This window comes from Dankookia sp. GCM10030260, from assembly GCF_042666655.1.
Taxonomy (GTDB): Bacteria; Pseudomonadota; Alphaproteobacteria; order Acetobacterales; family Acetobacteraceae; genus Paracraurococcus.
The window spans coordinates 724,114-735,873 of sequence record NZ_JBHTDE010000003.1 but is presented as its reverse complement, the minus strand read 5'-3'; the positions used below and the strand labels follow the sequence as shown (position 1 = coordinate 735,873).

Below are 11,760 nucleotides of genomic sequence, written 5' to 3'. Positions count from 1 at the left end.
GTGGTTCCCGGTTCGGGCGGCCCACCAGGGATTGTGTCGATCGGCGGTGCGCGCCGGGCCCGCCGGCGTCAGCGATTCGTTCGCGCGACTCGGGCCAAGCCGCTGATTCGGCAGGGTCGGCTCTGACTGCGTTCGGCCGAATGTTCGCATTTCGTTCAGAACCTGGAACCAGCCCGCATCACTCGGCGGCGTACAGCGCCGGGGCGACATGGTGCAGCCGCTGCAGCAGCGCCGCATGGCAGCCGCAGGCGGCCTGTTCCAGCCCCATCCGGTCGATCACCGTCACCCGGCTGCGGCGGTGGCGGATGAGCCCCTTGTCGGAGAGCTGGGCGATCACCCGGGTCACCGTGGTGCGGCGGACGCCGAGCATCTCGGCGAGCACTTCCTGGGTCACCGGCAGGTCGGGCTGGCCGGTGCGGTCCTGTGCGGTGAGGAGCCAACGGCTGGCCCGGGCCTCCACCGGATGCAGCGCGGCGCAGACCGCGGCCTGCAGCGTCCGCACCAGCAGCGCCCTGCCCTGCAGCGCGAGCAGCGCCCGCAGCGCCGGGCTCTCCGCCGTCCGCGCCGCAAGGACCCCGACTTCGAGCCGCCAGGCGGTGCCCGGCATCTGCACCTGCAGATGGCCGAAGCCGGGAAGTTCCGTGAGTTCCTGACCGATCAGCCCGTCGGCGCCGATGGAAACCGCTTCCGCAGTCCGCCCGTCATGGTCCAACGCCACCAGGGCGATGACGGCCGCGCCTTTGGGGAAGAACACCCAGGGCATCGCCTCGCCGGTCCGGCCGAGGATCTGTCCGGTCTGCAGCGGCACCGACTCGAGAGCAGGCAGGATGATCGCGGCATCGGCTGCGGCCAGGGCATCCAGGACATGGTTGCCGCCGGCTGCTCCCGCTGTCGGTGTGCCCTCACGCCACGGGCCGTCTTCGCTCCCCCGCATCAGCGACCCTCCCGATCAGTCCCGGTGACAACGGCCTACAGGGAACCATTCTGGCGTCAACGGGGTCGAACGAAAGAGGATTGAAATAAGTGGGCATTGTGCCCATTGCGCCGTCCCGTCCGAAGGCGCGGCGCTGTAATTCCCGCCGCGGTGGCCCGGCCTTCGCGGTATGCACGCCTGGCACGTGGATGCCGGGCGCCGTGCCGACCCCGCCCACGCCATGCGGCGAGGGCGGGGTGGCGGATCAGCCGACCCGGTTCTCGATCAGCTCCTCGACTACTGCCGGATCGGCAAGCGTCGAGGTGTCGCCCAGCCCCTCGGTCTCGTTCGCGGCGATCTTGCGCAGGATGCGGCGCATGATCTTGCCGGACCGGGTCTTCGGCAGGCCGGGCGCCCACTGGATGGCATCCGGGGAGGCGATCGGGCCGATCTCCTTCCGCACCCAGGCCACCAGCTCCTTGCGCAGCGCCTCGGTCGGCTCCTCGCCGGTCTTCAGCGTGACGTAGCAGTAGATGCCCTGGCCCTTGAGGTCGTGCGGCATGCCCACGACGGCCGCCTCGGCGACCTTCGGGTGGGCGACCAGCGCGCTCTCGATCTCGGCGGTGCCCATGCGGTGGCCGGAGACGTTGATGACGTCGTCCACCCGGCCGGTGATCCAGTAGTAGCCGTCCGCATCCCGCCGCGCGCCGTCACCGGTGAAGTACATGCCCGGATAGGTCGAGAAGTAGGTCTGCGCGAAGCGTTCGTGGTCGCCGTAGATGGTCCGCATCTGGCCCGGCCAGCTGTCCAGCAGCACCAGGTTGCCCTCGGTGGCGCCGTCGAGGATCCTGCCCTCGGCATCGACCAGCGCCGGCAGCACGCCCGGCAGCGGCAGGGTGGCCGAGCCCGGCTTCTGCGCGACGGCGCCCGGCAGCGGCGAGATCAGGATGCCGCCCGTCTCGGTCTGCCACCAGGTGTCGACGATCGGGCAGCGTTCGTCGCCGACCACGCGGTAGTACCAGAGCCAGGCTTCCGGGTTGATCGGCTCGCCGACCGAGCCCAGCACCCGCAGCGACTTGCGGCTGGTCTTCCGCACCGGTGCCTCGCCCTCCCGCATCAGGGACCGGATGGCGGTCGGCGCGGTGTAGAAGATGTTCACCTGGTGCTTGTCCACCACCTCCCAGAAGCGGGAGACGGACGGGTAGTTCGGCACGCCCTCGAACATCAGGGTGGTCGCGCCGTTGGCCAGCGGGCCGTAGACGATATAGGTGTGGCCGGTCACCCAGCCCACATCCGCCGTGCACCAGTAGACCTCGCCGGGGCGGTAGTCGAAGACCAGCTCATGCGTGTAGCTGGCCCAGACCATGTAGCCGCCGGTGGTGTGCAGCACGCCCTTCGGCTTGCCGGTCGACCCCGAGGTATAGAGGATGAACAGCGGGTCCTCGGCCGACATCGGCTCGGGGTCGGCGGTCGGCGCCTGGGCCGCCAGCAGCGTGGCATAGTCGTGGTCGCGGCCGTCCTGCATCGGCACGGCGCCCCCGGTGTTCTTCACCACGATGACCGCGGTGATCGACGGGCAGACCTTCAGCGCCTCGTCCGCATTGGTCTTCAGCGCGACCTTCCGGCCGCCGCGGCGGCCTTCATCCGCGGTGATCAGGACCTTGCACTCGCTGTCCTGGATGCGGGAGGACAGGCTGTCCGGCGAGAAGCCGCCGAAGACGATGGAATGGATGGCGCCGACCCGGGCGCAGGCCAGCATCGCCACCGCGGCCTCGACGATCATCGGCAGGTAGATGCAGACCCGGTCGCCCTTCTGCACGCCGAGGCCGCGCAGCGCGTTGGTCAGCCGGCAGACCTGCTCGTGCAGCTCGCGGAAGGTGACGCGGGCGTCGCTGTTGGGGTCGTCGCCTTCCCAGATGATCGCCACTTGGTCGCCCTTGGTCGCCAGGTGCCGGTCGAGGCAGGAGACGGAGGCATTGAGCACGCCATCCTCGAACCACTTGATCGTCACGGGACCGGTGAAGTCCACGTCCTTGATCCTGGTCGGCGGCGTCATCCAGGCGACGCGCTCGGCTTCCTTGGCCCAGAAGGCGGCCGGATCGCTGGTCGCGGCCTCGGTCATGGCGTGGTGCTGGGCAGCGGTGACGCGCGCCTTGGCTGCGATCTCCGGCTTCACGGCGATCAGTTCGTCGGACATCTGGGCCTCCCCCTTGGGTCGCTTTTCGACTGCCGGGAGATAGGGCACGGCGCCTTGCGCTACGTCAATGCGACGAAATTAGGTCTGCAAATCGCTCGTAAAACGCCTTGCAAACCGTGCGCTTGGGCCCGGCGGGGCAGTCCCGCCGGGCGGCATGGGTTCGGGCGGGGAAGCGGCCCCCCGCCCGGGTCGTCGCGACCTCAGTTGGTGCGGACGGGGGCGCTGCCGCCGGCCGGCGCGGGCTTCGCCGCGGCAGAGGCACCCGGCTTCGCGGGTGTCGCGCTGCCTGCATGGGTGGCGGGCGGGACCTGCGGCGCGGTCGCGGCCGGGGGTGTCGCGGCGTGGGTGGTGCCGCCCGGATTGGCCGGCGTCGCCGCGAGCGGGCGCGGCGCCGGAGTGGCGGCATCCGGGGCAGGCTTGCCGGCGCTGCCCGCGGTCGCGGCGGGGGTCCCGGCGCCCGCCCCTGGTGCGCCCACCCCCTGGGCAAAGGCCGGCGCGGTGGCGAGGAGCAGGGTGGCGGCAAGCAGGCTGCGGCGGATGCTGGCGGTGTGCATGATGTGCCTCCTGTGGGGCGGCGCCCGGATCGGCTGGGCGCAGGAGGAAGACTGGCCGCCGGCCTTGTCGACCGCGCGGCGGCTTCGGGGTCTTTTCGGGCCGATCGCGGCGGCGCCGGGGCGATGATGGCGGGCCGCCACGAACCGCGGTCGTTGCATCTTGCGGGCGGACGGCCCAGGCTGCGCCAGGACTGCCGGAAGGACCGCGCCATGCCAAGCCCCAGCCGCCGCCGCCTGCTCGGCGCCGCCCTCGCCACGGCCGGCGGCCTGGCCGCGGCCCCCGCCCTCGCCTGCACCCGCGTGCTCTATCGCGGGTCGGAGGAGACGGTCGTCACCGGCCGGTCGATGGACTGGATGGAGGACATGGCGACCGACCTCTGGGCCTTCCCCGCCGGCATGGCCCGGGACGGTGCGGCGGGGCCGGACAGCCCGCGCTGGACCGCGCGCTACGGCAGCGTCATCGCCGCCAGCTACAACATCGGCACCGCCGACGGCATGAACGAGCGCGGGCTGGTGGCCAACCTGCTGTATCTGGCGGAATCCGACTACGGCGCGCCGGCGCCGGGCAAGCCGCGCCTGTCGATCACCCTCTGGGCGCAATACGTGCTGGACAGCTTCGCCACGGTGGCCGAGGCGGTGGCGGCGCTGCGGCCGGAGCCCTTCCGAATCGCCTCCCCCAACCTGCCGAACGGCAAGCCGGCGACGCTGCACCTTTCGCTCTCCGATGCCTCGGGCGATTCCGCCATCCTCGAGTACATCGACGGCAGGCTGGTCATCCATCACGGCCGCGACTTCACCGTGATGACCAACTCGCCCAGCTACGACCAGCAGCTGGCGGTGAACCGCTACTGGCAGGATGTCGGCGGGATGGCCTTCCTGCCCGGCACCAACCGCGCGGCGGACCGCTTCGCCCGGGCCTCCTTCCTGCTGGATGCCATCCCGAAGGTGGCGGCGCCGGGCTACATCGCCAGCGTGCCGGGGCAGGCCTTCGGCCTGCAGGCGCTGGCCTCGGTGCTCGGCGTCATGCGCTCGGTCGGCGTGCCGCTTGGCATCACCACGCCGGACAGGCCGAACATCGCCTCCACCATCTGGCGGACCGTCGCCGACCAGAAGAACCTGGTCTACGGCTTCGATTCCGCGGTGCGGCCGAACGTCTTCTGGGTGCGGCTGGCGGCCTTGGACCTGAAGCCGGGCGCCGTGGCACGGAAGCTGCCAATGGCGGGCGGGGAGGTCTATGCGGGGGAGGTCTCGGCCCGCTTCGTGCCCGCTGCGCCCTTCGCCTTCCTCGGCGCCGAGGGGCACAAGCCGGGCTGAGCTACAGCCCCGCCGTCGCCGGCACCACCACCTGGCCGTCCACCAGCCGCACCGGCACCGCCTCCAGCGCCTCGCCGATGCAGGGGCCGGTGACGCAGACGCCGTCCTCGATCCGGAAGCGGGCGCCATGCGCCGAGCAGATGATCACCTGCTTCCTGGTATCGAGGAACCGGTCGGGCAATGGCTCCAGCGGCAGGCCGATATGCGGGCAGGCATTGACGTAGACATGCACCCGGCCGTCCTTGCGGACCGCGAACAGCCCGACGAAGCTGCCGGGGGGCCCGGGGAAGCCCTTCGCCGCGCCTTCCGGGATATCCTCCAGCCGGCAGAGGATGCGATCCTCGGCCTCGGTCACCTGCTGCATCACGTCCCCTCGGCCAGTCCCAGTCGTTCGTGCCACTCGGCGATGCTCTCCTCCGGATAGCCGTCGTGCCGGCGGTCCCTGGGACCGGCCTCCAGCGCCACCCAGGGCGGCTTGAACTCCAGCATGATGTGGGTGGATTCCGGCGCCAGTGGCAAGGCCGTGTCGATCGCCGAGGCGAAGGGGTGGATCAGCTCAGGCCAACGGTCGTCGTACAGCCACAGCCCGCTGCCGCAGCGGCTGCAGAAATGCCGCTCGGCCGGGGAGCGGTGGGCGCGGGCATCGCCGGGCTCCTTCAGCCGGGCGTGGTAGACGGCGATGTGCTGCCGGCCGGTGACCCGCAGGGATGCGTTGTCCGCGCCGAGGTTGATGGCGTAGCCGCCACCGCCCTGGGTCTTGCGGCAGATGGAACAATAGCAGCGCTGGTAGGGATAGGGATGCGGGCTCTCGACCCGGAACTTCACCGCGCCGCAGTGGCAGGAACCGTCCAGCCGCATCCCAGGGGTCCTATTTCCGTTTCCAGCCGCCCAGCTTGCACAGGCTGGCCCAATGCGCATCGCTCACCGGCATCACGGACAGGCGCGACATCCGCACCAAGGCGAGATCGGCGAAATCCGGGTCCGCCTTGATCGCGGCGAGGGTGACCGGCTTGGGCAGCGGCCCCAATGCCTTCAGGTCGACGCAGACCCAGCGGCCGGTCTCGTCGGTCGGGTCGGGGTAGGCCTCGCGCGCCACCTCGACCACGCCGACGATCTCGCGGCCGATATTGGAATGGTAGAAGAAGGCCCGGTCGCCCCGCTTCATCGCCTTGAGGTTGTTCGAGGCGAGGGCATTGCGCACCCCGGTCCAGGGCTCGGTGCCATTCTGCACCTGCTGGTCCCAGGAGAATGCGTCCGGTTCGCTCTTCACCAGCCAATGCGCCATCGCTTCCGTCCCGCCATCCGTTGCGCAGAGTAACCGCGGCGGTGGGCGCTTCAATCCGCGACGATCTGGCCCTAGGCTGTGCGGGTGGAAACCGCCGAAACACGTCCCGTGGGACCGAACCTGGCCGTCCCTGCCGCGGCAGGCGGGCGCAGCCTGCACCGATTCGCCAATCCCGGCCGCTTCCTGCGCCTGGCCGGCCGGGTGCAGCCCTGGCTGACCGGGGCCGCGCTGCTGGTCCTGGCCATCGGCCTGCCCTGGGGCCTCTGGTATTCCCCGGCCGACTGGCAGCAGGGCGAGACGGTCCGCATCCTCTATATCCACGTGCCGATGGCCTGGCTGGCGATGGGCGGCTATCTCGGCCTCGCCATCGGCTCGATCCTCTCGCTGGTCTGGCGCCACCCGCTGGCGGATCTCGCCTGCCGCGAGCTCTCGCCCATCGGCGCCGCGGTCACCGCGCTGTGCCTGGCCACCGGCAGCCTCTGGGGCAAGCCGATGTGGGGCACCTGGTGGGTCTGGGATGCGCGGCTGACCAGCGTGCTGGTGCTGTTCTTCCTCTGGCTCGGCCATGCCGCGCTGGTCCGCGCCTTCGACGATGCCGAGCGCGGCGCGCGGATGGGGGCGATCCTGGCGCTGATCGGCGCGGTGAACCTGCCGGTGGTGAAGTTCAGCGTCGAATGGTGGAACACGCTGCACCAGCCGGCCAGCGTGACCAAGCTCGACGCACCCTCGATGCATGTCGATATCCTCTATCCGCTGCTGGTCTGCGCGCTGGGCTTCACCCTGGCCTTCGCGGCGCTGGTGCTGGCGCGGACCCGGGCGGCGGTGATGGAGCGGCGGATCCGCGCCCTGCAACTCGCCGCGGCGCGGCGGGCGGAGCTGCCACCCGATGGCCGCAGCGTCCTGCAGGGTGCGGAGGGCTGACTTCGATGGCCAAGGATCACCTGGAATGACCGCGCACTGGGCCCATGTGACCATCAGCTACGGGCTGGTGCTCGGCGGCTTCGCGGCGCTGGCCGTCGCCACCATGGCGCGGCTCGGTGCGGCGCGGCGGCGGCTCGATGCGCTCGACCCCCGCGCCCGACGGATGCAGGACCGGACATGACCAAGAAGCGTAGGCGGCTCTGGGTGCTGCTGCTGTGCGGGCTCGGGCTCGGCAGCGCCACCGCGCTCACCCTCACCGCCTTCCAGGACAACCTGGTCTTCTTCCGCTCGCCCTCCGACCTGGCGCGGGAAGCCCCGCCGCCGGGCCGCGCCTTCCGCCTCGGCGGGCTGGTCGAGGCCGGCAGCGTGACCCGGGAGATGGCCGGGGACGGCAAGCCCGACGTGCGCTTCAAGGTGACGGACGGGCCGAATGCGGTGACCGTCGCCTATGCCGGCGTGCTGCCCGACCTGTTCCGCGAGGGCCAGGGCGTGGTCACGCTGGGCAAGCTCGGCCCCGACGGCATCTTCCGCGCGAGCGAGGTGCTGGCCCGGCACGACGAGACCTACATGCCGCCCGAGGTCGCCGACGCGCTGAAGAAGACCGGCCACTGGAACCCGAAGGAGGGCGCCGCGCCGCCGGCCTCCACCTGGAACACGCTTGAGCCGCACAAGCCGGCGACGGGACGGAGCGGGTCATGATCGCCGAACTCGGCCATTTCGCACTGGCCCTGGCGCTGGCCCTTGCCGTCGCCCAGGTCGGCTTCGGCCTGGTCGGCGCGCAACGGGCGGAGCCGCGGCTGATGGCCGCCACCGCGCCGTTGGCCGCCGGCACGCTGATCGCGGTCGCCGCCGCCTTCGGCTGCCTCGTCTGGTCCTTCCTGGTGAACGACACCACGGTGGCCAACGTCGTGCAGAACAGCCATTCGGCCAAGCCCTGGCTCTACAAGATCAGCGGCACCTGGGCGAGCCATGAGGGCTCGATGGTGCTCTGGGTGCTGATCCTGGCGCTGTGCGGCGGCGCGGTGGCGGGGTTCGGCGCCAACCTGCCCTCCGCCCTGCAGGCCCGCGTCCTGGCGGTCCTGGCGCTGATCCTGGTCGGCTTCCTCGGCTTCATCCTGGCGACGTCGAACCCCTTCGACCGGGTCTGGCCGCCGCCGGCGGATGGCCAGGGGCTGAACCCGATCCTGCAGGACCCCGGCCTCGCCTTCCATCCGCCGCTGCTCTACCTCGGCTATGTCGGGTTCGCCGTCACCTACGCCTTCGCCATCGCCGCGCTGATCGAGGGCCGGGTCGATGCCGCCTGGGGCCGCTGGGTGCGCCCCTGGGCGCTGGCGGCCTGGTCGTTCCTGACCCTTGGCATCGCGCTGGGCTCCTGGTGGGCCTATTACGAGCTCGGCTGGGGCGGCTACTGGTTCTGGGACCCGGTGGAGAACGCCTCGCTCCTGCCCTGGCTGGCCGGCTGCGCCCTGCTGCATTCCGCCATCGTGGTGGAGAAGCGGGAGGCGCTGAAGACCTGGACCGTCTTCCTCGCCCTGCTGGCCTTCGGGATGTCCCTACTCGGCACCTTCCTGGTGCGCTCGGGCGTGCTGACCAGCGTCCATGCCTTCGCCAACGACCCGGAGCGCGGGGTCTTCATCCTCGCCTTGCTCGGCATCTTCATCGGCGGCGGCTTCCTGCTGTTTGCCTGGCGCGCCGCGGCGCTGACGCCGACGGGCATCTTCGCCCCGCTGTCGCGCGAGGGCGCGCTGGTGCTGAACAACCTGCTGCTGTGCTCGATCGCCGCGGTGGTGCTGGTCGGCACGCTCTACCCGATGTTCGCCGACCTGATCCTGAAGGAGAAGATCTCGGTCGGGCCGCCCTTCTTCAACACCGCGACCCTGCCGCTGGCGGCACCCTTGATCGGCGCCATGGGCTTCGGGCCGATGCTGCCCTGGAAGCGGGCGCGGCTGTTCCCGGCGCTGCAACGGCTGTGGTGGGCGGCGCTGCTCGGCCTCGGCGCCTTCCTGCTGTGTCTGGCGCTGGAGGGCTGGCGGATCGGCCCGGCGGTCGGCTTCGCCGCGGCGCTCTGGGCGATCGGCGCGGCGCTGGCCGATGTCGCCGACCGCATCGCGCTGTTCAGCCGGCCCAAGGCGGCCTGGTCGCGCGCCCGCGGCCTGCCGCGCGCCGCCTGGGGCGGGGCGCTGGCGCATGCCGGGATGGGGGTGATGATCCTCGGCCTGGCGGGGATGGGGCTGGCGACCGACAAGCTCGCGCTGCTGAAGCCGGGCGAATCGATGACCCTGGCCGGGCTGGACTACCGGCTGACCGGCATCCGCACCGTCCCCGGTCCGAACTGGACCGCCCGGCGCGCGACGCTCGAAGTCCGGAGCGGCGACCGGCTGGTCACCGTGCTGGAACCCGACAAGCGCAATTTTGCGGTCAACCGCATGACCACCAGCGAGGCGGCGATCCACACCACATGGATCTCCGATCTTTACGCCGTGCTGGGCGAGGAACGCGACGGCGGCGCCATCATCCGGCTGCACCACAACCCGCTGGCGCCCTGGATCTGGCTCGGTGGCGGGCTGATGGCGCTGGGCGGCGGGCTGTCGCTGAGCGACCGGCGGATGCGGGTTTCCGCGCCCTCCGCCAAGGCGATCAAGGCCGGGGCGCGGGCATGAGCGAAGCCAGCCTCCCGCCGCGGCCGTCCCGCCGCCGGCTGCTGCTGCTGGCGCCGCTGGCCGCCGCGGCCGCCGCGGGGGCGGGCTTCTACGCCATGCTGCGCGGCATGAGCACGGGCAGCTACGACCCGAAGGGCGTGCCCTCGGCGCTCATCGGCAAGCCGGCGCCCGACTTCACCCTGGCGCCGCTGGAAGGGGCCGACCGCCCTGCTTTGTCCTCGGCCAACCTGCGCGGCGGCGCCGGCCCGGTGCTGGTCAACTTCTTCGCCTCCTGGTGCGTGCCCTGCGTGATCGAGCATCCGCAGCTCATGAAGCTGGCGAAGCAGGGCGTCCCGGTCCTCGGCGTGGCCTACAAGGACAAGCCGGCCGATGCGCTGGCCTTCCTGAAGAAGCACGGCACGCCCTATGCCAGGCTCGGCACCGACCTGCCCGGGCGCGTCGCCATCGACTGGGGCCTCTACGGCGTGCCGGAGACCTACCTGATCGACAAGACGGGCGTCATCCGCTGGCGCTGGGCCGGGCCGCTGACCGAGGACACCCTGGCGCAGGAATTGCTGCCCTTGCTGAAGCGGTACGCATGAAAAGCTTGCTTGCAGCCCTGCACGCAGCCGCCACACCAACCCTGCGTGCCGGGCTGGGCGCCCTGGCGGGCGCTGCGATGCTCGCCTGCGGCGCGCTCGCCGCCGTCACCGACCCGGCCGAGATGCTGCGCGACCCGGTGCAGGAGGAACGCGCCCGCGAGATCGGCCGCGAGCTGCGCTGCATGGTCTGCCAGAACCAGTCGATCGAGGACAGCGACGCCGAGCTTGCCCGCGACCTCCGCCGCATCGTCCGCGAGCAGGTCACCGCCGGCCGCAGCAACGGCGACATCCTCGGCTACCTGCACGACCGCTACGGCGACTTCGTCCTGCTGCGGCCGCCGGTGAAGCCGGAAACCTATCTGCTGTGGGGCACGCCGGTGATCGCGCTCGGCCTCGGCCTGGCGATGATCGTGGCGATGCGGCGCCGCCGCGCGCCGACGGCGGCGCCGCCTGACCTCTCCGCTGCGGAGCGCGCGCGGCTGCGATCGATCGAGGACGGCAGCGGGACGTGAGCTGGTTTCCCTTCTGGCCGCTGCTCGGCCTGCTGGCCGTGGCGGCGCTGCTGCCGCTCGCCGCCAACATCGTCGCCCCCGCCCGCACCCGCGGCCGGCGGGAGGCCGACCTGGCGCTCTACCACGCCCAGATGGCGGAGCTGGAACGCGAGAGGACGGCCGGTCGGCTGGACGAGGCGGCGCATCGCGCGGCGACGCTCGAGGTGCAGCGCCGGCTGCTGGCCGCCCCCGCCGAGACCGGTACGGCGAGCGGCAGCCGCAGCCGCTGGGTGCTGGTCGGCGCGCTCATCGCGGTGCCGGCGCTGGCGATCGGCCTCTATCTCCCCGCCGGCATCCCGGAGATGCCCTCGGCCACCTTCGCCGTGCGGCAGCAGGCAGCCGGGCGGGACGAGGAGGTGATCGGCACGCTGCGCGCCAGGCTGGCGCAGCTGCCGCCGAACAGCGACCAGGCGCGCGACGGCTGGGCGCTGCTGGCCAATGCCGAGCGCAGCCGCGGCAACCTGCCCGCCGCGGCGGATGCCTATCGCCGCGCGCTGATCGGCAAGTTCGACGCGGAGCTGACCGCGCAGCTCGCCCAGGTGCTGCTGGAGGAGGACCGGACGGAGGAAGCCAGCAGGCTGCTCGCCGCCGCCCTGCCGCAGGCGCCGCGGCATATCGGCCTGCGCTTCCTCACCGGCCTGGCCGAGGCCAAGGCCGGCCGCAACGACGGCGCCCGGGCGGCGTGGCAGGCGCTGATCGCCGATGCGCCGGCGGAGGCGCCGTGGCGGGCGATGGTGGAGCGGCGGATGGGTGAGCTGCCGTAAGGAGAGGCCAGGGAGGAAGC

Annotated in this window: 14 protein-coding genes; 8 read left to right on the top strand and 6 right to left on the bottom strand. The window is 71.8% G+C overall.

The genetic code is table 11. From position 1 onward, the window contains the following. Positions 1-178 precede the first annotated feature (178 nt). The 3 genes from ACFQS7_RS15010 to ACFQS7_RS15000 form a co-directional block, all read right to left on the bottom strand. On the bottom strand, positions 179-934 hold the full coding sequence (locus ACFQS7_RS15010; protein WP_380067896.1) for a Crp/Fnr family transcriptional regulator: 756 nt from the start codon (positions 932-934) through the stop codon (positions 179-181). Positions 935-1,178: 244 nt separating this feature from the next. After that, entirely contained in the window at positions 1,179-3,110 is a 1,932-nt protein-coding gene (gene acs, locus ACFQS7_RS15005; RefSeq protein WP_380067895.1) for an acetate--CoA ligase, read from the bottom strand. Positions 3,111-3,310: 200 nt separating this feature from the next. Then, a complete protein-coding gene (locus tag ACFQS7_RS15000) occupies positions 3,311-3,664 on the bottom strand; it encodes a hypothetical protein (RefSeq protein WP_380067894.1) in 354 nt (117 codons plus the stop codon). A gap of 210 nt (positions 3,665-3,874) precedes the next feature. Between ACFQS7_RS15000 and ACFQS7_RS14995 the strand changes: the two genes are divergently transcribed. Next, positions 3,875-4,978, top strand: a complete 1,104-nt coding sequence (locus tag ACFQS7_RS14995; protein ID WP_380067893.1) for a linear amide C-N hydrolase — start codon at positions 3,875-3,877, stop codon at positions 4,976-4,978. Between the two features lies 1 nt (position 4,979). Here the strand turns inward: ACFQS7_RS14995 and ACFQS7_RS14990 are convergent, their stop codons facing one another. Genes ACFQS7_RS14990 through ACFQS7_RS14980 form a run of 3 tightly spaced genes read right to left on the bottom strand, consistent with a single transcriptional unit; the run spans position 4,980 to position 6,263 of the window. Beyond that, entirely contained in the window at positions 4,980-5,342 is a 363-nt protein-coding gene (locus ACFQS7_RS14990; RefSeq protein WP_380067892.1) for a Rieske (2Fe-2S) protein, read from the bottom strand. Next, positions 5,342-5,836, bottom strand: a complete 495-nt coding sequence (locus ACFQS7_RS14985) for a GFA family protein (RefSeq protein WP_380067891.1) — start codon at positions 5,834-5,836, stop codon at positions 5,342-5,344. Before ACFQS7_RS14985 ends, ACFQS7_RS14990 begins: the two co-directional genes overlap by 1 nt. A gap of 10 nt (positions 5,837-5,846) precedes the next feature. Beyond that, positions 5,847-6,263: an EVE domain-containing protein gene (locus ACFQS7_RS14980; protein WP_380067890.1), complete on the bottom strand. Its 417-nt coding sequence runs from the start codon at positions 6,261-6,263 to the stop codon at positions 5,847-5,849. 108 nt (positions 6,264-6,371) lie between these two features. Here ACFQS7_RS14980 and ACFQS7_RS14975 point away from each other — a divergent pair, with 108 nt between their 5' ends. From ACFQS7_RS14975 to ccmI, 7 genes are read left to right on the top strand one after another with little or no spacing between them, the layout of a single operon-like run. After that, the gene (locus tag ACFQS7_RS14975) at positions 6,372-7,184 is read left to right on the top strand and encodes a heme ABC transporter permease (RefSeq protein ID WP_380067889.1); all 813 of its coding nucleotides are present in this window, start codon (positions 6,372-6,374) and stop codon (positions 7,182-7,184) included. 25 nt (positions 7,185-7,209) lie between these two features. Further along, positions 7,210-7,365, top strand: a complete 156-nt coding sequence (locus ACFQS7_RS14970) for a hypothetical protein (protein WP_380067888.1) — start codon at positions 7,210-7,212, stop codon at positions 7,363-7,365. After that, positions 7,362-7,883, top strand: a complete 522-nt coding sequence (ccmE, locus tag ACFQS7_RS14965) for a cytochrome c maturation protein CcmE (RefSeq protein ID WP_380067887.1) — start codon at positions 7,362-7,364, stop codon at positions 7,881-7,883. Before ACFQS7_RS14970 ends, ccmE begins: the two co-directional genes overlap by 4 nt. Further along, positions 7,880-9,844 (top strand): heme lyase CcmF/NrfE family subunit, encoded by a 1,965-nt coding sequence (locus ACFQS7_RS14960; RefSeq protein WP_380067886.1) that lies wholly within the window; start codon positions 7,880-7,882, stop codon positions 9,842-9,844. Before ccmE ends, ACFQS7_RS14960 begins: the two co-directional genes overlap by 4 nt. Continuing rightward, positions 9,841-10,425, top strand: a complete 585-nt coding sequence (locus tag ACFQS7_RS14955) for a DsbE family thiol:disulfide interchange protein (protein WP_380067885.1) — start codon at positions 9,841-9,843, stop codon at positions 10,423-10,425. Before ACFQS7_RS14960 ends, ACFQS7_RS14955 begins: the two co-directional genes overlap by 4 nt. Beyond that, on the top strand, positions 10,422-10,937 hold the full coding sequence (locus ACFQS7_RS14950) for a cytochrome c-type biogenesis protein (RefSeq protein WP_380067884.1): 516 nt from the start codon (positions 10,422-10,424) through the stop codon (positions 10,935-10,937). Before ACFQS7_RS14955 ends, ACFQS7_RS14950 begins: the two co-directional genes overlap by 4 nt. Then, on the top strand, positions 10,934-11,740 hold the full coding sequence (gene ccmI, locus ACFQS7_RS14945) for a c-type cytochrome biogenesis protein CcmI (RefSeq protein WP_380067883.1): 807 nt from the start codon (positions 10,934-10,936) through the stop codon (positions 11,738-11,740). The genes ACFQS7_RS14950 and ccmI overlap by 4 nt, the downstream gene beginning before the upstream one ends. The last annotated feature ends 20 nt before the right edge of the window (positions 11,741-11,760 follow it).